This is a genomic window from Collimonas rhizosphaerae (assembly GCF_038896935.1).
Taxonomy (GTDB): domain Bacteria; phylum Pseudomonadota; class Gammaproteobacteria; order Burkholderiales; family Burkholderiaceae_D; genus Collimonas; species Collimonas rhizosphaerae.
The window spans coordinates 140,068-165,427 of record NZ_JBANDC010000004.1 but is presented as its reverse complement, the minus strand read 5'-3'; the positions used below and the strand labels follow the sequence as shown (position 1 = coordinate 165,427).

Below are 25,360 nucleotides of genomic sequence, written 5' to 3'. Positions count from 1 at the left end.
GTCGCCTCAAGGCAATCGGGGCCAACGCTGATATCCGCAAATCCGCTTGTTTGCAAAACACCTTGCTCCCATGACTGAAGAACAGAAAACAAGCGGTTTCGAAAAAACCGGCGGCGTCGAAGAGACGTTCATTTCGCACCTGGTGGAATTGCGCAATCGCATCATGAAGGCGTCGATCGCAGTGATCGTGGTATTCCTGTGCCTGATGCCGTGGGCTGCGCATATCTACGATTTGCTCGCCGCGCCGATGCTCGCTGCCCTGCCGGTGGGCGCCAAGATGATCGCCACCGGCGTCATCACGCCGTTCCTGATCCCGGTCAAGGTGACCCTGCTGCTGGCCTTTGTCATTGCTCTGCCATGGGTGCTGTACCAGCTGTGGGCGTTTATCGCGCCAGGCCTGTATGCGCATGAAAAGAAGCTGATTGCGCCGCTGGTGATTTCATCCTCGGTATTGTTTATCGCCGGCGTCGCTTTTTGTTATTACCTGGTGTTTGGGGTGATCTTCCACTTCATTAACAATTTTGCGCCGAAGTCGGTTTCGGTGGCGCCGGACATCGATAGCTATTTCGATTTCGTGATGACCATGTTCATCGCCTTCGGCATGACGTTTGAAGTGCCCATCGTGGTGATCGTACTGGTGCGCATGGGCCTGGTTTCACTGGAAAAGCTGAAATCCATCCGTCCTTATGTCATCGTAGGCGCTTTCGTGGTGGCGGCGGTGGTGACGCCGCCGGACATCATGAGCCAGCTGCTGCTGGCCGTGCCGCTGTGCCTGCTGTACGAGGTCGGCCTGCTGGTGGCGCCGCTGTTCGTCAAGGCGACCCAGGCGCCTGCGGAAGAATCGGAAAAAACCATCTGAATCGAGCGGGCGGCTGCCAGGCCGCCCCGCGTTACTCGGCAATCGGGGTCTTGATCTGCCGCAGCCAGCTTACCAGCGGGTAAGCATCTTTAAAACCGGACACCAGTTCTTTCTCCAGCGCGTCCGACAACATCTTCTTCACCGGCTGTTCGTTCCAGACGATAAAGTTTTTCATCTTGACATATTCGATGTGCGGCGAGTCGGCGTCAAAACCTTTGGGCGGGCGGGTCAGCTTGCCTTCGGTCTGCAGGTCGCCGTAAGTCTCCACCAGTTTCTTGTTTTTCAGCAGCTTGCCAAAACCCTTGGCGTCGGCGACCACCTGCTGGCGGATCGCCCGCAGGCGGTCGGCCGGCGGCATGTATTCGCCGCCGGCGATGAGCAGGGTGCCGCTGGCGTCGATATGGAAATAATAGGCCGGACCGCCGCCCTGGCTCGGCTTCTTCAGTCCGCTGGCCGTGATGGACGCCGAGAAATAGGATTTGTACGGACTCTTGTCGTGTGAAAAGCGCATGTCGCGGTTGATCCGGAACAGCGCTTTCTTCGGATTGCAGCCGGCGATGGCCGGATCGAATTTGCTGACCTGGGCGATCAGGCGCACCACCAGTTCCAGGAACTCTGCCCGCAAGATATCGTAGCGCGGCTTGTTCATGACAAACCAGGCCCGGTTATTGTTTTCCGACAGTTCGGCCAGGTATTGGGTCAGGTCACGTACGTGCATTACCGGTTTCCTTTATGAGATTGAGCGCGGCGGCGCGCATTTATTCTGGTTCGCGTTTCATCGGCGGCCGCTTGCCGATAACGGCTTCCACCGTGGTTTCCTTGGTCTTGCGCAACACCGTCAGCTTGGCTTTGCTGCCAGGCTGCAGCTGGGCGATCAGGTTGGTCATGTCGGTGCTGTCGGTGATCGGTTTGCCTTCGATCGCCACCAGGATATCGCCCGGCTTCAGGCCGGCCTTGTCGGCCGGTCCATTCTTGATCACGCCGGCGATGATGGCGCCGGTGCTGCGGTTCAAGCCGAAGCTCTCGGCCAGTTCCGGCGTGATGTCCTGCGGTTCGACGCCGATGTAGCCGCGCACCATGTGGCCGGTGTTGATGATCGATTCCATCACGGTCTTGGCGGTAGTCATCGGCACGGCAAAACCGATTCCGAGCGAACCGCCGGTGCGCGAATAGATTGCAGTGTTGATGCCGATCAGGTTGCCGTTGGTGTCGATCAGCGCGCCGCCGGAATTGCCGGGGTTGATCGCGGCGTCGGTCTGGATGAAGTTTTCAAACTGGTTGATGCCGAGGTGGCTGCGGCCCAGCGCCGAAATGATCCCCATGGTCACCGTCTGGCCGACCCCGAACGGATTGCCGATGGCCAGCACGACGTCGCCGACGCTGGCCTGGTCGGCGCGGCCCAGCGTCACCGCAGGCAGGTTCGGCAGCTCGATCTTGATCACGGCCAGGTCGGTTTCAGGATCGGTCCCCACCACCTTGGCGGTAGTGGTGCGGCCGTCAGCCAGCGCCACTTCGATTTCATCGGCCGCTTCGACCACATGGTTGTTGGTCAGGATATAACCCTGCGCGCTGACGATGACGCCCGAGCCAAGGCTGGACTGTTTCTCGTCTTGGTCGTCGCCGCGGTCGCCGAAGAATTTCCTGAGCAGCGGATCTTCCGGCATGTCAGGCGCGACCGGCTTGGCGTCCTTGCTGGTGAAAACATTCACCACCGACGGCATCGCGCGCTGCGCAGCCTGGCGGTAGGAGCCCGGCGTCGGCGTTCCCGGGGCAACTTCCTGCAGCGGCACCTTCGACGCGGCGATATGCGTTGGCGAACTGGTCAAGGCGCCGTTTAGCCAATCCGGCTTCAAGGTCGTTACAATGAACCAGATCGCTAAACCGATGGTGATGGTTTGCGCAAATAACAGCCAGAAACGTCGCATAGTGAAGATCTTAGAAGGAGTAAGGAATCGTGGATCAAGAATCGGTAAAAGCGGTGGATCGCATTGAACTGGAGAAATATCTTGCCGAAGCATTAAATATTACACAGTTCCGTGATTATTGCCCAAATGGCTTGCAGGTGGAAGGACGCGCCGAAATTAAGCGCCTGGTGACAGGCGTCACCGCCAGCCTCGCTTTGCTGGAAGCGGCCGTAGACAGCGGTGCGGACGCCATCCTGGTGCACCACGGTTATTTTTGGCGCGGCGAGGACGCCCGCGTTATCGGCCCCAAGCACAAGCGCCTGAAATTGCTGCTGACGCACGATATCAACCTGTTTGCCTATCACCTGCCGCTCGATGCCCATGCGGATTTTGGCAACAATGTGCAGCTGGCGCAGCAATTGGGTTTGTCGCCCAATGGCCGTTTCGGCGAAGACAGCCTGGGCTGGCTAGGCAGCCTCAGCGATCCGCAGGTAAGCACCGTGGGCGATTTGGCGAACCTGATTGAACGCCGGCTGCAGCGCGCTCCGGTCCTGATCGGCGACCCGTCCCAGCGCCTGGGGCAAGTCGCCTGGTGTACCGGCGCCGCACAAAACCTGCTGGGCGATGCAATTGCCGCCGGCGCCGGCGTCTACATCAGCGGCGAGATTTCCGAGCCGACCGTGCACCTGGCGCGTGAAACCGGGGTGGCCTACCTGGCGGCCGGCCATCACGCCACCGAGCGCTACGGCGTGCAAGCCTTGGGCCGCCACCTGGCCGAGCATTTCGGCCTGCAGCATCAATTCATCGACATCGGCAACCCGGTGTAAGCGCGCGGTGCAGACTATGGATTCACAGCATGGGTAAGACGGTCGAAGCGGTACGTATTGACAAGTGGCTCTGGGCGGCACGGTTTTTCAAGACCCGCACGCTGGCCAGCGACGCGGTCGACCACGGCAAGGTCAGGCTGAACGATGAGCGCACCAAGCCGGCGCGCAACCTGAAAGCCGGCGATATCCTGGCGATCGATAACGGCGCCAGCGTGTGGGAGGTGACGGTCGTGCTGCTGGCAGACAACCGCAGTTCGGCGGCGATTGCGCAGACGCTATACCAGGAAACCGAACAAAGCATGGCCAGGCGCGCCACGCTTGCGGAAGACCGCAAGTTCTTCCACGAACCCACACAGCAGATCAAAGGGCGGCCGACCAAGCGCGACCGCCGCTTGCTGGATAAGGCACAATCCTAGATGGCGGTTTGACATCGCCCCGGCCCGGTTTTGGCGCTAGCGTAAAGCTGCCAGGACGTTTTCTCATCAAGCGCGGCTGCCATATCCAGGGCTCAGGAAGCGCAAATAGAACTTCCGCTGGATTTCGAAGGAATTCTCGGTAGAACGGCCCCTCTAAGTCGCTGTTTGACATTTCGATTCTGGTGCATAATAGTACGAGCGTTCGCATTCTTGCAGGCAGCCGTCTTCGAGCCAGGCAACGCCGATTGTATCCAGACCTAACCAGACAGAGACAGGACTATCGTGGCACATACTGACATGCCGCCGAAATTCATGCGTAAAGGCGAAATGACGCGGGCAGCGATTCTCGACGTTGCCATCACGCTGGCGAGCCGTGACGGCCTTGAGGGTCTGACCATCGGCTTGCTGGCCGAAAAAATGAACATGAGCAAATCCGGCGTGTTTGCCCATTTCGGCTCGCGCGAAGATCTGCAGATCGAAGTGGTGAAGCTGTACCACCGCCAGTTCGAGCAGGAAGTGTTCTATCCGAGCATCAAGGAAGCACGCGGCCTGCCGCGCCTGGAATGCATGTTTGCCCGCTGGATCCGTCAGGTGACGATTGAAATCGCCTCCGGTTGCATCTATATCAGCGGCGCCGTCGAGTACGATGACCGGCCGGGAGAAATCCGCGAACAGCTGGTGACCATGGTGCGCACCTGGCAGCAGGCCCTGCATCGCTGCGCACTGCAGGCAGTCGACGCCGGCCACCTGCGCGCCGACACCGACGCCGACCAGCTGGTCTACGAGATGTACGGCTTGATCCTGGGTCTGCATCACGACGCCCGTTTCCTGAAAAAAGCCGGCAGCGTAGAACGCGCTCAAAAAGGTTTCGACCGCCTGATTGACAGTTATCGTGATACGCAGGCGCTCCAGTCCACCAAGAAATCCTCGCAAACGAATCAAAAAATCGCTGCCAAGCCGGCAGCCAGATCAATCCAGTAAATACAAACAATCATCAGGAGAGCACCATGGGTCAATACGTCGCGCCACTGCGGGATATGCAATTCGTCATGCACGAGTTGCTGCATGTAGAAGATGAACTGAAACAATTGCCGAAGCATGCCGAGATCGATGCCGACATCATCAACCAAGTGCTGGAAGAGGGCGGCAAGTTCACCTCCGAAGTACTGTTCCCGCTGAACCACTCCGGCGACCGCGAAGGCTGCCACCACGACAAGGCCAGCCACACGGTGACCACGCCCAAGGGTTTCAAGGAAGCCTACAAGCAGTACGTGGAAGCCGGCTGGCCTGCGCTGTCCTGCGATCCGGAATTCGGCGGCCAGGGCCTGCCGCTGGTGATGAACAATTCTTTCTATGAAATGCTGAATTCGTCGAACCAGGCCTGGACCATGTACCCGGGCTTGTCGCACGGCGCCTACGAGTGCCTGCACGCCCACGGCACACCGGAGCAGCAAGCAATGTACCTGCCCAAGCTGGTTTCGGGCGAATGGACCGGCACCATGTGCCTGACCGAAGCGCATTGCGGCACCGACCTCGGCCTGCTGCGCTCGAAAGCCGAACCGCAAGCCGACGGTTCCTACAGCATCACCGGCAGCAAGATTTTCATCTCGGCCGGCGAGCACGACATGTCGGCCAACATCCTGCACCTGGTGCTGGCGCGTTTGCCGGGCGCGCCGGAAGGTTCCAAGGGCATCTCCCTGTTCCTGGTGCCGAAATTCCTGCCGAACGCTGACGGTTCTCTGGGCGCGCGCAATCCGATTACCTGCGGCGCGATCGAAGAAAAAATGGGCATCCACGGCAATTCGACCTGCCAGATGAACCTGGACGGCGCCACCGGCTGGATCATCGGCGGCGCGCATAAAGGCTTGAACGCGATGTTCGTGTTCATGAACGCAGCCCGCCTCGGCGTCGGCATGCAAGGCCTGGGCCTGACGGAAGTCGCTTACCAGAACGCATTGGTGTACGCCAAGGATCGGTTGCAGATGCGCAGCCTGTCAGGCATCAAGGCCAAAGACAAGCCAGCCGATCCGATCATCGTCCATCCAGACGTGCGCCGCATGCTGTTGACGGCAAAAGCGTATGCTGAAGGCGCCCGCGCATTCTGTTCCTACGTCGCGCTGCAGCTGGACAAGGAGCTGAACCATCCCGATGAAGCAGTGCGCAAGGACGCAGCTGATGAAGTTGCGTTGCTGACTCCTGTGGTCAAGGCCTTCATTACCGATAACGCCTGGACTGCGACATCAGAGTGCATGCAGGTGTACGGCGGCCACGGTTTCATCGCCGAATGGGGCATGGAGCAATATGTGCGCGATGCCCGCATCAACATGATCTACGAAGGCACCAACACCATCCAGTCGCTGGATCTGCTGGGCCGCAAGGTATTGATGGACAACGGCGCCAAGCTGAAGAAATTCGGCGCCAAGGTGCAGGCGTTCATCGAAGAGAATGGCGCTGACGAAGCCTTGTCGGAATTCATCACGCCGCTGGCCGACCTCGGCGACAAGGTCAGCAAGCTGACCATGGAAATCGGCATGAAGGCTTTCCAGAATCCTGACGAAGCAGGCGCCGCGGCAGTGCCTTACCTGCGCGTGGTCGGTCATCTGGTTTATGCCTACTTCTTTGCGCAAATGGCAAAGATCGCTTTGGCCAAGCAGGATTCAGGCGACAAGTTCTACGTTTCCAAGCTGGCTACCGCACGTTTCTATTTCGCCCGCCTGCTGCCGGAAACCGCAATGCTGATTCGCCAGGCACGTTCCGGTTCGGCCAGCCTGATGGCGCTGGATGCGGATTTGTTCTAACGGATTTGTTCTAAATGAGCCGTAGGGTGGACCTGCGCTGAAGCCAAGCATGTCCACGCCCCCAACAGACTGACCAAGGAGATACAAGTGTCCAATTTCATCGTTAAAAAAGTCGCCGTTCTCGGCGCCGGCGTGATGGGTGCGCAAATTGCCGCCCACTGCCTGAACGCCAAGGTGCCGGTAGTGCTGTTCGACCTGCCGGCCAAGGAAGGCCCGAAAAACGGGATCGTCCTGCGCGCCATTGAAAACCTGAAGAAGCTCAGCCCGGCGCCGCTCGGCAACAAGGATGACGCATCGCTGATCGAAGTCGCCAACTACGAAGACAACCTGGATGTGCTGGCCGGTTGCGACCTGATCATCGAAGCCATCGCCGAGCGCATGGACTGGAAGCATGACCTGTACAAGAAGGTTGCGCCGCACATTGCGCCGAACGCGATTTTCGCTTCCAACACTTCGGGACTGTCGATCACGGCCTTGTCGGAAGGTTTCGACGCTGAACTGAAAGCGCGCTTCTGCGGCGTGCACTTCTTCAACCCGCCGCGCTATATGCACCTGGTGGAACTGATTCCTACCGCGACCACCAAGCCGGAAATCCTCGACCAGCTGGAAGGCTTCCTCGCCACTACGCTGGGCAAGGGCGTGGTCCGCGCCAAAGATACGCCAAACTTCATCGCCAACCGCGTGGGCGTGTTCGGCATCCTGTCGACCGTGCACCAGGCTGAAAAATTCGGCCTGTCGGTCGACGTGGTGGATGACCTGACCGGCGCCAAGCTGGGCCGCGCCAAGTCCGGTACATTCCGTACCGCCGACGTGGTCGGCCTGGACACCATGGGGCATGTGATCAAGACCATGCAGGACAACCTGAAGGACGATCCTTTCTACGGCGTGTACGCAACGCCGCCGCTGCTGGCCAAGCTGGTCGAGCAGGGCGCGCTGGGCCAGAAGGCCGGCGCCGGTTTCTACAAGAAGGTCGGCAAGGACATACTGCGCATCGATGCGGCCAAAGGCGAATACGTTGCCGGCGGCGGCAAGGCCGACGAGCTGGTGGCGCGCATCCTGAAAGACAAGGATCCGGTCAAGCGCATGAAAACCCTGCGCGAATCGACCAATCCGCAAGCGCAGTTCCTGTGGGCGATTTTCCGCGACGGTTTCCATTACATCGCCGTCCACATGGAATCGATCGCCGACAATGCGCGCGACATCGATTTCGCCATGCGCTGGGGCTTCGGCTGGAGCGTAGGTCCGTTCGAGATCTGGCAAGCCGCCGACTGGCAGCAGATCGCCGGCTGGGTCAAGGAAGATATCGACGCCGGCAAGGCGCTGTGCAATGCGCCGCTGCCAGCCTGGGTATTCGACGGCCGCACCGGCGTGCACGCTGCTGACGGTTCTTATTCGCCGGCGAAGAAAGCCAACGTCGCCCGTTCCACCTTGCCGGTCTACGAGCGCCAGGTATTCCGCGCGCCGTTGCTGGGCGAAGGCGTAGCCGACGGCAAGACTGCCGGCACTACCGTATTCGAGGACGACTCGGTGCGCGCATGGCATCAGAACGACGAAGTGCTGGTCCTGTCGTTCAAGACCAAGATGCACGTGATCGGACCTGGCGTCATCGCTGGCCTGAACAAGGCGGTGGCCGAAGCTGAAAAGAATTACAAGGGCCTGGTGCTGTGGCATGCGGATGCAGCCGAAGGCGGCGCATTCTCGGCCGGCGCCGACCTGCAATCGATGCTGCCTTTGTTCATGTCGGGTGGCGCCAAGGCGATCGAACCGATGGTCGCCGAGCTGCAGCAGGCTTTCATGGGCCTCAAGTATGCGAGCGTGCCGGTGGTCGCCGCAGTGGCCGGCCTGGCGCTGGGCGGCGGCTGCGAGCTGGCCTTGCACACAGCCAAGCGCGTGGCGTCGATCGAGTCGTATATCGGCCTGGTTGAAGTCGGCGTCGGCCTGATCCCGGCCGGCGGCGGTTTGAAGGAAGCGGCAGTACGCGCTGCCAACGATGCCAAGGGCAACGACATCCTGCAATTCCTGAAGACTTCTTTCCTCAACGCGGCAACCGCCAACGTGTCGAAATCGGCCTTGCAAGCGAAGAGCATGGGCTACCTGAAGGCCGACGATGTCATCGTGTTCAATGCCTACGAGCTGCTGCATGTGGCCAAGGTCGAAGCACGCGCTATGTTCGACGCCGGCTATCGTCCGCCGCTGAAGGCGCAGATCCCGGTCATCGGCCGTTACGGCGTTGCGACCATCCTGGCGCAGCTGGTCAACATGCGCGACGGTGGTTTCATCTCCGCCCATGACTACAAGCTGGGCAGCATGATCGCCAACATCGTCTGCGGCGGCGAAGTGGAAGAGGGCAGCGTAGTGAATGAACAATGGTTGCTGGACCTGGAACGCAAAGCGTTCGTCGAACTGCTGAACAACCCTAAGACGCAAGAGCGGATCATGGGCATGATGCAGACCGGCAAACCAGTGCGCAACTAATCAAACAGGAGCAGGAAATGACTAAACAACTTCAAGATGCGTACATCGTCGCCGCTACCCGCACGCCAATCGGCAAGGCGCCGCGCGGCATGTTCAAGAACACGCGCCCGGACGACCTGCTGGTGCGCGTAATGCAATCGGCGCTGGCGCAAGTGCCGGGCCTGGATCCGAAACTGATCGAAGACGCGATCATCGGCTGTTCGTTCCCGGAAGGCGCGCAAGGCTTGAACATGGCGCGCAACGCCGTGTTGCTGGCTGGTCTGCCGAACACCATCGGCGGCGTCACCATCAACCGTTATTGCGCTTCCGGCATCACAGCAGTCGCGATGGCGGCTGACCGCATCCGCGTCGGCCAGGCCGATGTGATGTTCGCAGGCGGCGCCGAATCGATGTCGATGGTGCCGATGATGGGTTTCCATCCGTCGGTCAACATGGACGTGTTCAAGGATGAAAACATCGGCATGGCCTACGGCATGGGGCTGACCGGCGAAAGAGTGGCGCAGCAATGGAAAGTGTCGCGCGAAGCGCAGGATGCATTCGCGCTGGAATCGCACCGCCGTGCGCTGGCGGCGCAGGCGGCCGGCGAATTCAAGGATGAAATGACTTCGGTCGAGATCATCGAGCGTTTCCCTAACCTGGCGACCGGCCAGATCGATATCAAGACCCGTACCGTCGATCGCGACGAAGGCGCGCGCGAATCCACCATGGAAGGCCTGGCCAAGCTGAAGGCAGTGTTTGCCGCCAAGGGCACGGTCACTGCGGGCAACTCCTCGCAGACTTCGGACGGCGCCGGTGCGCTGATCCTGGTCAGCGAAAAGATCCTGAAGCAGTTCAACCTGACGCCGCTGGCGCGTTTCGCCTCGTTTGCAGTGCGCGGCGTACCGCCGGAAATCATGGGCATCGGTCCTAAAGAAGCGATACCGGCAGCGTTGCGCGCCGCCGGCATCACCCAGGACCAGCTGGACTGGATCGAACTGAACGAAGCGTTTGCAGCGCAATCGCTGGCCGTGATCCAGGACCTCGGCCTCGATCCGGCCAAGGTCAACCCGATGGGCGGCGCGATCGCCCTCGGCCATCCGTTGGGTGCAACCGGTGCGATCCGTTCGGCAACCACGATCCACGCCATGCGCCGCCACAACCTGAAGTACGGCATGGTCACCATGTGCGTCGGCACCGGTATGGGCGCCGCGGGTATTTTCGAGCGCATGTAATCGTTTGAATTAGCAGATTGTCATAAGCAATCGTAAAAACGAAAAAGCCGTGCTGCTATCCCCCGCACGGCTTTTTTGTCTTCTTTAATGTAATCATGCTGCCGCGTATCGCGTGCGCTGAACTGGAGCATCAGATGGATATTTTGACTAGCAAGGAAAACGGCATCCTGACGATCGAATTCAATCGACTGGAAAAGAAAAATGCGATTACCGCCGCCATGTACCAGACCATGGTCGACGCACTAAAAGATGCGGAGAGCGACAGCGCGGTAAGGGCGATCCTGTTTACCGGCAAGCCGCAAATTTTCAGCGCCGGCAACGACCTCGAAGATTTCATGAAGAACCGGCCGACCGGTTCCGACAGCCCGGTGTTCCAGTTCCTGTGGCAGATCAGCCATGCCAGCAAGCCGCTGGTGGCGGCGGTGGCGGGGGCAGCGGTTGGCATCGGCACTACCTTGCTGATGCATTGCGACCTGGTGTATGCCGCCGACAATGCGCGTTTCTCGATGCCGTTCACGCAGCTCGGCTTGTGCCCGGAGGCGGCTTCCAGCCTGATCCTGCCGCAAATCGCAGGCTACCAGCGCGCGGCCGAAAAACTCCTGCTGGGCGAGGCTTTTACGGCAGAGGAAGCTAATGCCATGGGCTTGGTCAACAAGGTGCTGCCAGCTGAAGAATTGCTGGCGTTCGCGCGAGCACAGGCGGCCAAGCTGGTTGCTTTGCCGGCGGCTTCGATCCGCGTCACCAAGCGCCTCATGAAAGGCGGCCAGACCGCGGCAGTGGAAGCGCAGATGAAGCAGGAGGTTGAACACTTCGGTGCGATGCTGGCTGCGCCGGAGGCGGCCGAGGCGTTCATGGCTTTCTTCGAAAAACGCAAGCCTGATTTCAGCAAGTTTGCCTGATGCACCGCGATGCTTGCATGACGTGAATAAAAAACCCGACGCCAGGTCGGGTTTTTTTATCTGCAAAGCATCGCAGGAAACTACATTTTCTTTTGCACGTCCTGAGCCGCGTCTTGTACTTTTTCACCACCGGTTTGCACGTCCTTGCCGACACCGGCCATCGTGTTGCACGCTGACAGCGCGCCCAGCATGCCAAACATCGCTGCAACTACCATCATCTTCTTCAGCATCGTGTGCTCCTAATGAGTTGGTGAGGCAATAATCTTATCACTAGAATTCCGCAAAATCAGAAAAAGTGATTTAGTGCGCTTGCCACAACAATAATAATCCGCTTACCCCGTCCCACAGGATCTGCACGCCGATGCACAGCAAGATGAATGAAGTCATGCGCTGCATGACGGTGGTGCCGGTCTCGCCCAGCAAGCGTATCAGCACGCCGGCAAAACGATTGCTGAGATAGACCGCCAATGCCGCCAGCGCCAGGCCGACGACGGCGGCGACCATGGACAGCGGCAGCGGCACGTTCGGTACGCGCACGCCGGCGCCCAGGGTGATGGCGACCGAGATCGAACCGGGGCCGACCGTGAGCGGAAACGCCAGCGGATAAAAAGCCTTCTTCGAGGCCAGCTGTTCGGTCCAGAGCGATGCAGGCACTGCTTCCGCCATCGGCGTTTCGTCGGAGTTCAGCATTTTCCAGGCGGTGGCCACCACCAGCAGGCCGCCGGCGACTTTCACTACCGGCAGCGACAGGCCGAAAAAAGCCAGCACGTGGGTGCCGATGAACATGCCGCCCACCAGCAGCAGGAAGGAATTGATGGCGACCCCGCGCGCCAGCGAGTTGCGGGTGGTGTCGGAAGCGGAGATGGTCAACGCATGGAAAATCGGCGCGCCGCCGGGCGGATTCATGATCGGCAACAGCGCCGCCAGCACAAACAGCACGGTCTTCAGGAAGCTCAGCAGGTGGAATTCCATGTGTGCATGTCGTCAATAGTCATCGGTGGCCCGATTCTAGACTGACGGCATGGCGGCGGCAAGCAATCCCGCTTGCAACAGGGCTTACCAGCCGAAACGTTCGCAGGCGCGGCGGTATACCAGGCCGGACAGGGCAATGTCCTCGAGGCCGACGCCGATCGCCTTGTAGATCACCAGGTCGTCCGGCTGGCGCCGGTAGGTGCTGCTGCCGTCGACAATCTGTCCCAGTTCCCACACCTGCTCCCAGGCAAAGGTTCCGGGCTGGCACAGCAGCAGGTCGCCGGCTTCCTGTTGCGCCTGCGGTTTCCATTCGACCACCAGGGCGTTGGCGCGGGCGATCGCGCGGTCGTCGAGTTCGCGCAGGTTGCCTTTGCTGGCGCCCACTGCCGCCACGAAGGCGCCGGCTTGCAGCAAGTCGCCGGAAAACAGCGGTATGGCCGAGCGCGTTACGGTAACTACCACATCGCCGGCCTGGGCTGCTTCGTCGATGCTGACGGCGCGCGCCGGGATGCCCGTCTGCTGCGTGACCTGCTCTGCAAACTGCTGCTGGCCGCTGCGGCCGGCAATCAGGATCTCCTTGAATTTTCGCACCGCCAGCAAAGCCGGCACGTGCGAGTGCGCCTGGACCCCGGTGCCGATCACCGCCAGCGTGGCTACGTCTTGCCTGGCCAGGTGGTCGGCGGCGACTGCGGTGGCGGCAGCGGTGCGCAAGCCGGTCATGGTGTCGGATTCAATCGCCGCCAGCGGCCGCCCGTCTTCGGTGGAAAACAGCACGGTGACGAAATGAAATTTGCCGTTGATCGTGGTGTAGAGCTTGTAACCGGCAATGCCGGCGGCCGGCAGCAACGCGCCCATGCTGGACATCATGACGGGGCCTGCGCTGGTGCGCATCCTGGCCTGCTGTGCGCCTTGTCCGATGCCGGCGAAAGCTTGGCGCATGGCGTCGATGGCGTCGCCGGTGTTGATCAGTTCCGCGACTTGCTGGTTGGTGATGAGTTTCATGATGTTCCTTTGCTTGCGCTAAATGAAAAAGGACTAGCGTCGATCGCAGTGGCGCCGCCCGCGATCAGCTGTGCCAGCAGGCTTGCGCTGCCGTGCGACAGGGTCCAGCCGAGACTGCCGTGGCCGACATTCAGGTACAGGTTCTTGACCGGGGAAGCGGAAATCAGCGGCACGCCGCTCGGCGTCGCCGGCCGGAATCCGGTCCAGGGCGACAGGCCGGCGCTGTCGGAAAGATCGCCGCAGCCGGGGAACAATTCGCTGACGCCGCGCTTCAGTTCATCGATGGCGGCAGCCGGTATGCTGCGGTCCATGCCGACCAGTTCCACTCGTCCTGCAACCCGCAGCCTGTTTCCCAGTCGGGCATAAACGATTTTCCGGGAGAGGTCGGTGATCGACACCTGCGGCGCCGCGGCCTGCGTGGCGGCGTCGTTCAACGGCACGGTGATGCTGTAGCCCTTGAGCGGATAGAGCGGCAGCGAGAAGCCGGCCTGGCGTGCAAAACCGGCGCTGGCGGCGCCCAATGCCAATACGAAGGCGTCGGCGGCTATTTGTTCCTGGCCGGTGTGCACCGCGGTCAAGGCGCCGTTGCGCATTTCCAGTTTATGGATGCGTTGCGAGTGAGCGAAGCGGAAGCCTGGCTGTTGCGACATGGCTCCGACCAGTTGCCGGCAGAACAGTGCGCAGTCGCCCGCTTCTTCGCTCGGGGTATACACGCCGCCGGCCCAGTCGCGCTTGGCGTTGGCCAGCGCCGGTTCGATCTGCATGCAGCGTGCGGCGTCGATGATTTCCTGCTGGCAGCCATGCCTGGCCTGGAACTCGATTTGCTTGCGGGCGCCTTCCAGTCCTTTGGCGTCGCCGTACATCACCAGCTTGCCGGCGCGGCGGTGCTGGAAATCCAGCGGCTGCGCCTGCGTCAGTTGCTGCAATTGGCCGCGGCTGAAGAATGCCAGCCGCAGCAGGTCGACGGTGGTTTGCCTGACCCGGCTGGCATTGCAGGCCGCCAGGAACTTGAACAGCCAGCGCCATTGCGCAGGATCCATTTTCGGCCGCAGCGTCAACGGCGAACCGGCGCTGAACAGGTATTCCGGCCAGTGGGTCCAGACCGAAGGATCGGCCAGCGGCGCGACATAGGAGAAACTCAGCTGGGCGCCGTTGCCCAGGCTGGTCTGGCTGCCCGGCAGCGCTTCGGCGTCGACCAGCGTGACTTGGTGGCCGGCTTCCAGCAGCCGGTAGGCGGAAGTGACGCCGATGACGCCGGCGCCCAATACGCAGATGTGCATTTGTCTTGTCCTGTCGGGGATGTGATATCGCTTGCCGTGCTCTTGCAGTGCACAAAGCCATGAATACTATACGTACGCCTCAATATTCTGTCTCATGCTGTTTTGGCATCGTCGGCAGGGTTTGATGGCGCGAGTGCAATGAAATAGCGCGGGCTGCGGCTGCCGTTGCGGTAAAATGCCGCCTGAAGTAAGCCAGACAGCCGCTGGCCGGCGCTGCAATGCGCCGGCGGGAGGAAGGTCCGGACTCCATAGAGCAGGGTGACGGTTAACGGCCGTCCGCCGTGAGGCGAGGAATAGGGCCACAGAGACGAGCGTATTAAGTTACGGTGAAACGCGGTAACCTCCACTCGGAGCAATTCCAAATAGGCACGCGTTGATGTTGCTCGCGGAGCGTGCGGGTAGGAAGCTTGAGCGCTGGAGTAATCCAGCGCCTAGAGGAATGGTTGTCATAACGCGAGGGCGCAAGCCTGGACGTCGTAACAGAATCCGGCCTATCGGCTTACTTCATTTTCTTTCGGCAGGTGCCATATCGGCATCGCCATCTTCTTGCATGATTTTTTTTTGGATCCGGCGAATCCGGTTTGGGGGCAGTTGCGTATATGACTGTGCAGGCTCCGAAAACTGACTTTCTTTCAAAGGAATCATCATGCGCAAACTTACCTATGCTTTGACTTTGTCCGCAACCCTGATTGCCGCCGGCGCGGCTCATGCAGAAGATACCGTGATGGTTGGCGGGCAAAGCATGTATCCCAGCAAGGACATCGTCGACAACGCTGTCAATTCGGCAGACCACACCACCCTGGTAGCCGCGGTAAAAGCTGCGGGCCTGGTGGAAACGCTGAAAGGCAAAGGGCCGTTCACTGTATTTGCCCCGACCAACGCTGCCTTCGCCAAGCTGCCGGCCGGGACGGTGGAGACCTTGGTCAAGCCGGAAAACAAGGCGACCCTGACCAAAATCCTGACTTATCACGTGGTGCCAGGCCGGTATGGCTATGCCAAGCTTGAAAGCGCCATCAAGCAAGGCAATGGCAAGGCTGAGTTGCCTACCGCCAGCGGCGGCAAGCTGGCCTTCACGCAAAATGGCCCGCACAATATTGCCGTCACTGACGAAGGCGGCCATAGCGCCAATATCAGCACCTATGACGTGAGTCAGTCGAACGGCGTGATCAACGTGATCGATACCGTATTGATGCCTAAATAGTCATAAGACAGGTAGGCGGTCTCAGGCGACGGCATTCTCGCCGTCGCTTTTTTTTCGTCCAAATGGGTTGGGTGACGTTTACGTTAACGTCAATTATTGCTATTCTGCTGGGATAGAAATTGCCGTCAGCAGCAATCACCCATACCCATCCTATTTGGAGGCAGACCACCATGGATTTCGAATTATCAGAGGAGCAACGCGCGTTCCAGCAGACCGCGCGTGATTTCGCAGCAGGAGAACTGGCGCCGCATGCCGCCAAGTGGGATGCCGAAGGCATCTTCCCGACCGACGTCATCGCCAAGGCGGGCGAACTGGGTTTCTGCGGCTTGTACACGCCCGAAGAAGCCGGCGGCCTGGGTTTGTCGCGGCTGGACGCCACCGTCGTGTTCGAAGAACTGGCGCGCGGCTGCACCTCGACCACGGCCTACCTGACGATCCATAACATGGTGAGCTGGATGATCGCCAACTGGGCCACGCCGGCAGTGCGCGCAGCCTGGTGCGGCAAGCTGGCAAGCGGCCAGAAGCTGGGTTCCTACTGCCTGACCGAACCGGGCTCAGGCTCGGACGCCGCGTCGTTGAAGACCAGCGCGCAGTTGGTTAGTGGGGAGCACGGCGGCGAATATGTGATCAACGGCTCCAAGGCCTTTATTTCCGGCGCCGGCGCTACCGATGTCCTGGTCTTGATGGCGCGTACCGGCGCCGGCGGCGCCCATGGCGTGTCGGCCTTCGTGGTGCCGGCCGATACGCCGGGCATCAGCTATGGCCGCAAGGAAGAAAAGATGGGCTGGAACAGCCAGCCGACGCGTACCATCAGCTTCGATAACGTGCGGATTCCCGCCGATCACCTGCTGGGACAAGAGGGCGAAGGTTTCCGCCTGGCGATGCGCGGCCTCGATGGCGGCCGCATCAATATCGCTACCTGCTCGGTCGGCACCGCCCAGGCGGCGCTGGATGCAGCGCATGCATACATGAGCGAGCGGCGGCAATTCAACCGGCCGCTGTCGGATTTCCAGGCACTGCAGTTCAAGCTGGCCGACATGCAGACCGAGCTGGTGGCCGCGCGCCAGATGGTGCGCCTGGCCGCCTGCAAGCTGGACGCCAAGGATCCGAATGCGACGACATACTGTGCGATGGCGAAACGCTTTGCCACCGACATCGGCTTCCAGATCTGCAACGAAGCGCTGCAGATCCACGGCGGTTACGGCTACATCCGGGAATACCCGCTGGAGCGCCATTTCCGCGATGTGCGCGTGCACCAGATCCTGGAAGGCACCAACGAAATCATGCGCGTGATCATTGCCCGCCAGTTGCTGAGCAGCGCATCCAACGAGGACATCCGATGAATAGCGACAACACTACCTACACCAACCTGCGGCTGGAAATCATCGGCCACACCGCCGTCGTCACGATGGCCAATCCACCGGCCAATACCTGGACCGGCGCCGCCCTGCGCGACCTGACGCGCCTGGTCCAGGACTTGAATGCGGACAAGGGTATCTACAGCCTGGTGCTCACCGGCGAAGGCGGGAAATTCTTTTGCGCCGGCGCCGACCTGAAACTGTTCGCCGATGGCGACAAGATCATGGCGCGCGAAATGGCGCGCCGCTTCGGCGAGGCATTCGAAACCCTGTCGGGCTTCCGCGGCGTCTCGATTGCCGCCATCAACGGCTACGCCATGGGCGGCGGTTTGGAGTGCGCGCTGGCCTGCGACTTGCGCATCGCCGAGGAGCAGGCGCAGATGGCTTTGCCCGAGGCTGCGGTCGGTTTGCTGCCTTGCGCCGGCGGCACCCAGAACCTGCCGTGGCTGGTTGGCGAAGGCTGGGCCAAACGCATGATCTTGTGCGGCGAGCGGGTCAATGCCGAAACGGCATTGCGCATCGGCCTGGTCGAAGAAGTGGTCAAGCAGGGCGAAGTCAGGCAGCGCGCGCTGGCGCTGGCCGAGCAGGTTGCCAAGCAGAGTCCGTCCAGCATCAGCGCCTGCAAGAAACTGATCCAGGGCGCGCGCAGCAATCCCCTGGCGAATTTGCTGCCGGTGGAGCGCGAATTATTCCTCGACCTGTTTGATACCCAGGATCAAAAGGAGGGCGTAAATGCCTTCCTGCAAAAGCGTCCGGCTGTGTGGAGCAATCAATGATGGCAGAAGTAAAGATGACGGCGGCGCCGGCCTTGTTTGAAGAGCTGGCGGCCGAAAATGGCAAACGCATCGGCGTCGCCACGCTGAATGTCGAAAAGACGCTGAATGCGATATCGCTGGAAATGGTGGATCTGCTGGACCAGCAATTGCGGGCGTGGGCGGCCGATCCGCAACTGGTGATGGTGGTGTTGCAGGCTGCCGGCGAAAAGGCTTTTTGCGCCGGCGGCGATCTGCAGGGTTTGTACCGCACCATGCTGGACCAGCATGCCGCCGGCAAGCCGGAAGATATCCGCAGCAATACTTACGCTTGCGATTTTTTCGAGCGCGAATACCGGCTGGACTACCTGATCCATACTTTTCCGAAACCGATCCTGGCCTGGGGCCATGGCATCGTGATGGGCGGCGGCATCGGCCTGATGGCGGGCGCCAGCCACCGCGTGGTGACCGAGAAGTCGCGGCTGGCGATGCCGGAGATCACGATCGGCCTGTATCCGGATGTGGGCGGCACCTGGTTCCTGAACCGCATGCCGGGCCAGGCCGGTTTGTTCCTGGCCTTGAGCGGGGCCTCCATCGGTGCGGCCGACGCCATTTTTGCGCGGCTGGCCGACTACCAGGTCAGCCATGCGCAAAAGCAGGCGGTGCTGGCTGCCTTGCTTAACCAGCCTTGGGATGGCAGGCAGGATGATGTGTTGCTGAGCCGGGTTCTGCTGGATGCCCAAGGTCAGGGCGCTGCGGCTTTCGAGGCAGCTCCGGTTCCACTGCAGCAGCATTTCGCATTGATCAACCGGCTGTGCGGCGCACCGACCCTGGCGGAGGTGGTGGACAATATCGTCACGCTGGAAACCGAAGACCAGTGGCTGCAAAGAGGCATCGCCACGCTGGTCGCCGGCAGCCCCGGTTCGGCCTGGCTGTCGCACGCCCTGCAGAAGCGGGCGCGGCACATGTCGCTGGCGGAAGTGTTCCGCCTCGAATATGTGGTTTCTCTCCACTGTGCCGCCCGCACCGATTTTGCCGAAGGCATCCGGGCCCTGATCATCGACAAGGACCGCCAGCCGAAATGGCAGCCGGCAACCTTGGCCGCAGTCGCAGACGATTGGGGCCAAGGTTTTTTCGCCAATCCATGGACAGAAAATAATCATCCGTTGGCGGATTTGATTTAACGTCGATGCACTTATAGACCTTCGATAAATCAGCGTTATCCTATTCGTTCGTTTTCCATTCGGGGGCACATATGCAACGACGCAACATACTATGGACAATGTTCTCATCAATCGGCGCGGCAGCTGTCCTTGCCGGCACCGCGTCGCGCGCCAATGCGGTAGGCGTTGCGGGCGTGGATAAAGCCAAGGTCGCCTATCACCTGAATGAACTTGATAAAGCCGGTTTCGTACTCGGCAATATCCAGAATCATTTCGACGGCATGGGAGGGCCGGACCGGGTCAAAATCAATCTGGTCATACATGGCGCGGCGCTCAAGGCGTTTTACTCAACGCAGGCAAGCCCGGAATTGAGCGCGCAGGTGGCCGGACTGGCAAAAATGGGACTCGGGTTGAGTGCCTGCATCAATACGATGAAGGCACAGAACGTATCGCTGAAGGATCTGCTGCCAGGTTTTACCGTTGCCGATAAAGGCGCAGTTGTGCTGCTCGCCGATCTGCAGTCGCAGGGGTACGCTTATTTGAAGCCATGACGGGACTGGAAATGATTGGCCGCATCGCGCAGAAAATCCGCATCTAGCTGGATTGGCGACAATAAATCGACTCTGACCCTAATTAATTCCAAGCCTTGTCGGGGGAGGTCGGGATGCGGTGCGGGTTGTCGATATGGCGTATATCTGCTGATCGGGTTCTCGTCGGTATAATAAATTTCTTATATGAAACATATCGATGGGGCGATAATTGGATGGCTTGCCGTGGAGGAAAGCGGCGGCGCACAGGGGTGAAAGCGCGGTTTTTAGGGCGTGCGCGCAGCGGGTATCAGGATTTGATTCTCCTTGATAACATCTTCGGTTACCCCTTATACTTCGAAGGTTTTAGCTTGTGCGTACAGGCGACTTGCTCGGTGTCGATAGTGCATCATGATTAAGCGAGAATGGGACTTGAGGCGTAACTGCGCAATCGCGCCGCGCCAACTTGGTTTTTTCTATGCAATCCTCTGTGCCACCTCGTTTGCCGTGGCAATCGGCTTTACCTTGCGCGGCGCCTGGTTTGTCCTGGTATTTGCGGTCCTGGAAATGTCGGCGGTTGCCGTCGCATTCCTGGTCTATGCAAGGCATGCCACGGACCGCGAGCACATAGCGATGCTGGACGATTACCTGCTTGTGGAAGTGATACACGCACAGGAAGTTCGACGATTCAAGCTGGATCTGCATTCGATCCGGATTGCGGTGCAAGAGACAAACAAGGGCCTGATAGACATCGAGGCGCTTGGCACCAGGGTTGAAGTGGGGCAGTTTTTGACGAAATGGAAGCGGCGCGAGTTTGTTCTGGAGCTGCGGCAGGAGCTACAGCGTACAAGTGTCTAGTGCCTAGTGTTGAACATCATAATTATAATTTTGGGCTTTTGAGGAAATCATGGAATATGCGAAGCGCCTTATATCGTTGATGCTCGGTGCCTCGCTCTTGTCGGCAGCTATGCCGTCATGGGCGGTGGTCGATAGTCCGGGTGGTCCAGCGGTACTGCAGATGAACTTTCAACCACCGGTGACGCAAATTGCTCAGCAAATCTATGACCTGCATCACTTGATGCTGATCATTTGCCTGGTGATCTTCCTGGCCGTTTTCGGGGTGATGTTCTACTCCATCCTCAAGCACCGCAAATCGCTCGGCCACAAATCGGCCAGTTTCCACGAAAGCACCGGCGTCGAAATCGCCTGGACCGTGGTTCCTTTCCTGATCGTCATCGGCATGGCCCTGCCTGCCACCAAGACCGTGGTGGCGATGAAGGACACATCCAATGCCGACCTCACGATCAAGGTCACCGGCATGCAATGGAAATGGGGTTATGACTACCTCAACGGCGAAGGTTCGGGTATTTCCTTCCTGTCCAACCTGTCGACGCCGCATGAGCAAGTGGTGGATTCGACCAAGGTCAAGAACGACAACTACCTGATCGAAGTCGACAATCCGATGGTGGTCCCGGTCAACAAGAAGGTCCGCATCATCACCACCGCCAACGACGTCATCCACTCCTGGGGCATTCCGGCATTCGGCGTCAAGCAGGATGCGATTCCCGGTTTCGTGCGCGACACCTGGTTCAAGGCTGAAAAGGTCGGCACCTACCGCGGCCAGTGCGTTGAACTGTGCGGCAAGGACCACGCCTTCATGCCTATCGTGGTCAACGTCCTGAGCGAAGCAGATTACAAGGCCTGGGTCGACGGCAAGAAAAAGGAAATGGCTGCGCAGGCAGACGATCCGACCAAGACCTGGACCATCGACGAACTGAAACAGCGCGGCGAAAAAGTCTACACGGCCAATTGCGCGGTCTGCCACCAGGCTACCGGCAAGGGCGTGCCCGGCGCGTTCCCGGCGCTGGACGGCGACCCGGTCGTCAACGGCCCGCGTGCTGAACAGATCAACGTCGTGCTGAACGGTAAAGTCACCGGCAGCATGCAGATGCCAGCCTGGAAAGCCGTGTTGTCGGATACCGAAATTGCTGCGGTGATTACCTACACCCGCAACAACTGGTCCAACAAGGCTCAGGAAAATATTGTCCAACCAGCTGAAGTGCTGGCTGCGCGTAAGTAAATTAGGAGATTGAGATGAGCACTACCGCAGTCGATCACGCACACGATCATTCTCACGATCACGACCACGCGCATGACCACCCGCACGGCTGGCGCCGCTGGCTGTTCGCCACCAACCACAAGGACATCGGCACCTTGTACCTGTGGTTCTCGTTCACCATGCTGCTCTCTGGCGGCGTGCTGGCTCTGCTGATCCGCGCCGAGCTGTTCCAGCCTGGCCTGCAGTTCTTCAAGCCGGAATTCTTCAACCAGCTGACCACCATGCACGGCCTGATCATGGTGTTCGGCGCGATCATGCCGGCTTTCGTCGGTTTCGCCAACTGGATGATCCCGCTGCAGATCGGCGCGTCCGACATGGCTTTTGCGCGCATGAACAATTTCTCGTTCTGGCTGATGCCTCCTGCAGCCCTGCTGCTGGCGACTTCGTTCCTGGTGCCGGGCGGCGCAACCGCTGCCGGCTGGACCCTGTACGCACCACTGTCGACCCAGATGGGACCTGGCATGGACATGGCGATTTTCGCCATCCATATCATGGGTGCTTCGTCGATCATGGGTTCGATCAACATCATCACCACCATCCTCAACATGCGCGCGCCTGGCATGACGCTGATGAAGATGCCGATGTTCTGCTGGACCTGGCTGATCACCGCCTACCTGCTGATCGCCGTGATGCCTGTCCTGGCCGGCGCGATCACCATGACCCTGACCGACCGTCATTTCGGCACATCTTTCTTTAACGCTGCCGGCGGCGGCGATCCTGTGATGTACCAGCACATCTTCTGGTTCTTCGGACACCCGGAGGTCTACATCATGATCCTGCCGGCGTTCGGCATCGTGTCGCAGATCATCCCGGCTTTTGCCCGCAAGCAGCTGTTCGGCTATGCATCGATGGTGTACGCCACGGCTTCGATCGCGATCCTGTCGTTCATCGTCTGGGCCCACCACATGTTCACCACCGGCATGCCGGTGACTGCGCAGCTGTTCTTCATGTACGCAACCATGCTGATCGCGGTGCCTACCGGCGTCAAGATCTTCAACTGGATCGCTACCATGTGGCGCGGTTCGATGACCTTCGAAACGCCGATGCTGTTCGCCATCGGCTTCATCTTCGTGTTCACCATGGGCGGTTTCACCGGCCTGATCCTGGCGGTGACTCCGATCGATATCCAGATGCAGGATACCTACTACGTGGTGGCGCACTTCCACTACGTGCTGGTGGCCGGTTCCCTGTTCGCACTGTTCGCCGGTTATTACTACTGGGGTCCGAAGTGGACCGGTTTCATGTACAACGAAACCCGCGGCAAGATCCACTTCTGGAACTCGCTGATCTGGTTCAACGTGACTTTCTTCCCTATGCATTTCCTGGGCCTGGCCGGCATGCCGCGTCGCTACGCCGATTATCCGGCGCAGTTCACCGATTTCAACATGCTGGCTTCGATCGGCGCCCTGGGTTTCGGCCTGAGCCAGGTCTACTTCCTGTTCTTCGTGATCATTCCATCGATCAAGGGCGGCAAGAAAGCAGCCGACAAGCCATGGGACGGCGCCGAAGGACTGGAATGGACTGTGCCTAGCCCAGCGCCTTTCCATACATTCGAAACGCCACCGACCTTTAAATAACGGCAGCGGCGGGCGGCAGCAAAGCCCGCCAACCCTGTGCGACTGAGCAAAATGAGCAACCCAAAGAAGCCGAATAACGTACGTACCGGATTGTTGGTAGGCCTGCTTGCATTGAGCTTCTTCATTGCGATCTTCGTCAAGATGTTGTGGTTCAAGTAAATGGCGGATCCTGCGGATAACGGCGCAAATGAAGGCGCCAAGGCTGAATCAAGGAAGCTGAACGGGCAAATGCTGGGCAAGCTGCTGGTGATTGCGGTCTTGATGTTCGGTTTCGGTTATGGCCTGGTGCCGGTGTATAAAAAGATCTGCGAGATTACCGGCGTCAATTACCTGACGCCGAAAGACGCCACGGTGGAAGCGCCGGCCAATACCCAGGTCGACAAGAGCCGCACGATTACCGTCGAATTCGACGGCAATTCGCAAGGCCCCTGGCGTTTCAGGCCGACGGTCAGCAGCTTGCAGGTGCACCCGGGCGAAATGACGCAGGTGGTGTATGAAGTGGTGAACAAGCAGTCGCGCAAGATGGATGCACAGGCGATTCCGAGTTATGCGCCACAGCAGGCGGCGGCTTTCTTCAAGAAGGTCGAATGTTTCTGTTTCACCCAGCAGACCCTGGGCCCGAACCAGGCCAAGGAAATGCCGGTGGTGTTTTACATAGATCCTGCTATACCTAAAGATGTAAAGCTGATCACGCTGTCCTATACGTTTTTTGAAATTGCGGGGCAGCCGGACAAACCGGGCTGATCCGGGCGATCCAGCAGCATGATTGGCAGGACAACCAGGGGTATCAAATGTCGGATCTGAAGCAAGCAAGCCGCCGTAAAGCCTCATTCGGCGCCACCATGAAAGCGGTATTCTGGTCGTTCTTCGGCGTGCGCAAGAGAAAAGATTATGAAAGCGATGCCGCCGGCCTGAACCCGGTGCATGTAGTGATAGCCGGGATACTCGGCGCCCTGATTTTTATTGCGATCCTGCTCACCATCGTGAAACTGGTTGTCGCTAAGTAAAACCGCAGCAAAGTAACTGACAGAAACTAATTAAATTTGTATCGGGAGATGGAAATGAGTTCTCAACAAGGTAGTGCGCCTTACTATTTCGTCCCTGGCCCATCCAGGTGGCCGGTGCTGGGCGGCGTCTCGCTGCTGGCGACGATGGCAGGCGCCGCGGCATGGGTCAACAGCGTCGTGTGGGGGCCGGAGCTGTGCGCTATCGGCATCCTGTCGTTCCTGGTGGTGCTGTTCAAATGGTTCGGCGATTCCATCCGCGAATCCGAAGGCGGCATGTACAGCGCGCGCATCGATACCTCGTACCGCTGGAGCATGAGCTGGTTCATCTTCTCCGAAGTCATGTTTTTCGCTGCGTTTTTCGGCGCCTTGTTCTACGCCCGCAGCATTGCCATGCCATGGCTGGGCGACCTCGACAACAAGCTGCTGTGGCCAGACTTTGCCGCGCACTGGGGCAATGCGGGCCCGGCCGGCACCATCGAATCCTTCAGCACCATGGGACCGTTCCCGATCCCGACCATCAATACGGCGTTGCTGCTGGCTTCCGGCGTCACCCTGACGATTTCCCACCATGCTTTGCGCGCCGGCCACCGCGGCAAGACGGCATTCTGGCTGTTCATCACGATCGCGCTGGGCGCAACCTTCATGGGCTTCCAGGCTGCCGAATACATCGAAGCGTACAGCGACTTCAACCTGAAGCTGACTTCCGGCGTCTACGGTTCGACCTTCTTCCTGCTGACCGGTTTCCACGGCTTCCACGTCACCATCGGCGCCATCATGCTGTCGGTGGTGCTGTTCCGTGTGCTGAAAGGACATTTCACCCCGGAACACCATTTCGCGTTTGAAGGCGCGGCCTGGTACTGGCACTTTGTGGACGTCGTCTGGCTCGGCTTGTACGTCGTGGTGTACTGGCTGTAACGGCAAGATCGGATCAAGCGCCTGAATCAGGCGCATAAAAGAAAGGCCACACTTCGGTGCGGCCTTTTTTACTGTGGATCCTGGTAGCGGTATGCTGC

Annotated in this window: 26 protein-coding genes and 1 other RNA gene; 20 read left to right on the top strand and 7 right to left on the bottom strand. The window is 59.6% G+C overall.

Annotated elements, in window-relative coordinates; translation table 11 throughout:
* Positions 1-70: 70 nt before the first annotated feature.
* Complete coding sequence (gene tatC, locus V8G57_RS07140; RefSeq protein ID WP_342828797.1) at positions 71-859, top strand: twin-arginine translocase subunit TatC; 789 nt, start codon at positions 71-73, stop codon at positions 857-859.
* A 31-nt stretch (positions 860-890) separates the two neighbouring features.
* Here tatC and V8G57_RS07135 read toward each other — a convergent pair whose 3' ends face one another.
* Positions 891-1,577 (bottom strand): TIGR02453 family protein, encoded by a 687-nt coding sequence (locus tag V8G57_RS07135; protein ID WP_144739988.1) that lies wholly within the window; start codon positions 1,575-1,577, stop codon positions 891-893.
* Positions 1,578-1,617: 40 nt separating this feature from the next.
* Positions 1,618-2,784, bottom strand: coding sequence for a Do family serine endopeptidase (locus tag V8G57_RS07130; RefSeq protein ID WP_092394676.1), 1,167 nt, complete (start codon positions 2,782-2,784; stop codon positions 1,618-1,620).
* Positions 2,785-2,837: 53 nt separating this feature from the next.
* Here V8G57_RS07130 and V8G57_RS07125 point away from each other — a divergent pair, with 53 nt between their 5' ends.
* The 7 genes from V8G57_RS07125 (at position 2,838) to V8G57_RS07095 (ending at position 11,389) form a co-directional block, all read left to right on the top strand.
* Positions 2,838-3,590, top strand: a complete 753-nt coding sequence (locus V8G57_RS07125) for a Nif3-like dinuclear metal center hexameric protein (protein ID WP_342828937.1) — start codon at positions 2,838-2,840, stop codon at positions 3,588-3,590.
* 29 nt (positions 3,591-3,619) lie between these two features.
* Positions 3,620-4,006: an RNA-binding S4 domain-containing protein gene (locus tag V8G57_RS07120; RefSeq protein WP_342828795.1), complete on the top strand. Its 387-nt coding sequence runs from the start codon at positions 3,620-3,622 to the stop codon at positions 4,004-4,006.
* A gap of 312 nt (positions 4,007-4,318) precedes the next feature.
* Complete coding sequence (locus tag V8G57_RS07115; RefSeq protein ID WP_342828936.1) at positions 4,319-4,987, top strand: TetR/AcrR family transcriptional regulator; 669 nt, start codon at positions 4,319-4,321, stop codon at positions 4,985-4,987.
* A 26-nt stretch (positions 4,988-5,013) separates the two neighbouring features.
* Positions 5,014-6,804 carry an acyl-CoA dehydrogenase C-terminal domain-containing protein gene (locus V8G57_RS07110; RefSeq protein WP_144739979.1) on the top strand — a complete coding sequence of 597 codons (1,791 nt, stop codon included), beginning with the start codon at positions 5,014-5,016 and terminating at the stop codon, positions 6,802-6,804.
* An 87-nt stretch (positions 6,805-6,891) separates the two neighbouring features.
* Positions 6,892-9,279 carry a 3-hydroxyacyl-CoA dehydrogenase/enoyl-CoA hydratase family protein gene (locus V8G57_RS07105; RefSeq protein ID WP_342828793.1) on the top strand — a complete coding sequence of 796 codons (2,388 nt, stop codon included), beginning with the start codon at positions 6,892-6,894 and terminating at the stop codon, positions 9,277-9,279.
* A gap of 17 nt (positions 9,280-9,296) precedes the next feature.
* Entirely contained in the window at positions 9,297-10,490 is a 1,194-nt protein-coding gene (locus V8G57_RS07100) for an acetyl-CoA C-acyltransferase (RefSeq protein ID WP_144739975.1), read from the top strand.
* A gap of 134 nt (positions 10,491-10,624) precedes the next feature.
* Complete coding sequence (locus tag V8G57_RS07095; RefSeq protein WP_092394690.1) at positions 10,625-11,389, top strand: enoyl-CoA hydratase; 765 nt, start codon at positions 10,625-10,627, stop codon at positions 11,387-11,389.
* A gap of 80 nt (positions 11,390-11,469) precedes the next feature.
* Here the strand turns inward: V8G57_RS07095 and V8G57_RS07090 are convergent, their stop codons facing one another.
* From V8G57_RS07090 to V8G57_RS07075, 4 genes are all read right to left on the bottom strand, one after another.
* Complete coding sequence (locus V8G57_RS07090) at positions 11,470-11,619, bottom strand: entericidin A/B family lipoprotein (RefSeq protein ID WP_342828791.1); 150 nt, start codon at positions 11,617-11,619, stop codon at positions 11,470-11,472.
* Between the two features lie 70 nt (positions 11,620-11,689).
* Complete coding sequence (locus tag V8G57_RS07085) at positions 11,690-12,361, bottom strand: MarC family protein (RefSeq protein WP_092394696.1); 672 nt, start codon at positions 12,359-12,361, stop codon at positions 11,690-11,692.
* A gap of 84 nt (positions 12,362-12,445) precedes the next feature.
* Positions 12,446-13,363, bottom strand: coding sequence for an ornithine cyclodeaminase family protein (locus tag V8G57_RS07080; protein WP_342828789.1), 918 nt, complete (start codon positions 13,361-13,363; stop codon positions 12,446-12,448).
* Entirely contained in the window at positions 13,360-14,643 is a 1,284-nt protein-coding gene (locus V8G57_RS07075; RefSeq protein WP_342828788.1) for a D-amino acid dehydrogenase, read from the bottom strand. Before V8G57_RS07075 ends, V8G57_RS07080 begins: the two co-directional genes overlap by 4 nt.
* Before the next feature lie 184 nt (positions 14,644-14,827).
* On the opposite strand from V8G57_RS07075, the gene rnpB reads away from it, so the two are divergent.
* An RNA gene (gene rnpB / locus V8G57_RS07070) (RNase P RNA component class A) lies at positions 14,828-15,153 on the top strand.
* Here rnpB and V8G57_RS07065 read toward each other — a convergent pair.
* Entirely contained in the window at positions 15,148-15,291 is a 144-nt protein-coding gene (locus V8G57_RS07065) for a hypothetical protein (protein WP_342828787.1), read from the bottom strand. The two genes, rnpB and V8G57_RS07065, sit on opposite strands and share 6 nt — an antisense overlap.
* On the opposite strand from V8G57_RS07065, the gene V8G57_RS07060 reads away from it, so the two are divergent.
* From V8G57_RS07060 to V8G57_RS07010, 11 genes are all read left to right on the top strand, one after another.
* Complete coding sequence (locus V8G57_RS07060) at positions 15,290-15,844, top strand: fasciclin domain-containing protein (RefSeq protein ID WP_342828786.1); 555 nt, start codon at positions 15,290-15,292, stop codon at positions 15,842-15,844. The two genes, V8G57_RS07065 and V8G57_RS07060, sit on opposite strands and share 2 nt — an antisense overlap.
* Before the next feature lie 170 nt (positions 15,845-16,014).
* Complete coding sequence (locus V8G57_RS07055; RefSeq protein WP_342828785.1) at positions 16,015-17,187, top strand: acyl-CoA dehydrogenase family protein; 1,173 nt, start codon at positions 16,015-16,017, stop codon at positions 17,185-17,187.
* A complete protein-coding gene (locus V8G57_RS07050; RefSeq protein ID WP_342828784.1) occupies positions 17,184-17,978 on the top strand; it encodes an enoyl-CoA hydratase in 795 nt (264 codons plus the stop codon). Before V8G57_RS07055 ends, V8G57_RS07050 begins: the two co-directional genes overlap by 4 nt.
* On the top strand, positions 17,975-19,138 hold the full coding sequence (locus V8G57_RS07045) for an enoyl-CoA hydratase/isomerase family protein (protein ID WP_342828783.1): 1,164 nt from the start codon (positions 17,975-17,977) through the stop codon (positions 19,136-19,138). Before V8G57_RS07050 ends, V8G57_RS07045 begins: the two co-directional genes overlap by 4 nt.
* 71 nt (positions 19,139-19,209) lie before the next feature.
* Positions 19,210-19,668, top strand: a complete 459-nt coding sequence (locus V8G57_RS07040; protein ID WP_342828782.1) for a DsrE family protein — start codon at positions 19,210-19,212, stop codon at positions 19,666-19,668.
* A 387-nt stretch (positions 19,669-20,055) separates the two neighbouring features.
* Positions 20,056-20,502, top strand: coding sequence for a DUF2244 domain-containing protein (locus tag V8G57_RS07035; protein ID WP_342828781.1), 447 nt, complete (start codon positions 20,056-20,058; stop codon positions 20,500-20,502).
* A gap of 49 nt (positions 20,503-20,551) precedes the next feature.
* On the top strand, positions 20,552-21,724 hold the full coding sequence (gene coxB, locus V8G57_RS07030) for a cytochrome c oxidase subunit II (RefSeq protein ID WP_092394719.1): 1,173 nt from the start codon (positions 20,552-20,554) through the stop codon (positions 21,722-21,724).
* Positions 21,725-21,738: 14 nt separating this feature from the next.
* The gene (ctaD, locus tag V8G57_RS07025; protein ID WP_342828780.1) at positions 21,739-23,340 is read left to right on the top strand and encodes a cytochrome c oxidase subunit I; all 1,602 of its coding nucleotides are present in this window, start codon (positions 21,739-21,741) and stop codon (positions 23,338-23,340) included.
* A 159-nt stretch (positions 23,341-23,499) separates the two neighbouring features.
* Positions 23,500-24,084 carry a cytochrome c oxidase assembly protein gene (locus V8G57_RS07020; RefSeq protein WP_092394725.1) on the top strand — a complete coding sequence of 195 codons (585 nt, stop codon included), beginning with the start codon at positions 23,500-23,502 and terminating at the stop codon, positions 24,082-24,084.
* A 47-nt stretch (positions 24,085-24,131) separates the two neighbouring features.
* Positions 24,132-24,347, top strand: a complete 216-nt coding sequence (locus tag V8G57_RS07015; RefSeq protein WP_092394728.1) for a DUF2970 domain-containing protein — start codon at positions 24,132-24,134, stop codon at positions 24,345-24,347.
* A 54-nt stretch (positions 24,348-24,401) separates the two neighbouring features.
* Positions 24,402-25,262, top strand: a complete 861-nt coding sequence (locus V8G57_RS07010) for a cytochrome c oxidase subunit 3 (protein WP_342828779.1) — start codon at positions 24,402-24,404, stop codon at positions 25,260-25,262.
* Positions 25,263-25,360: the final 98 nt, after the last annotated feature.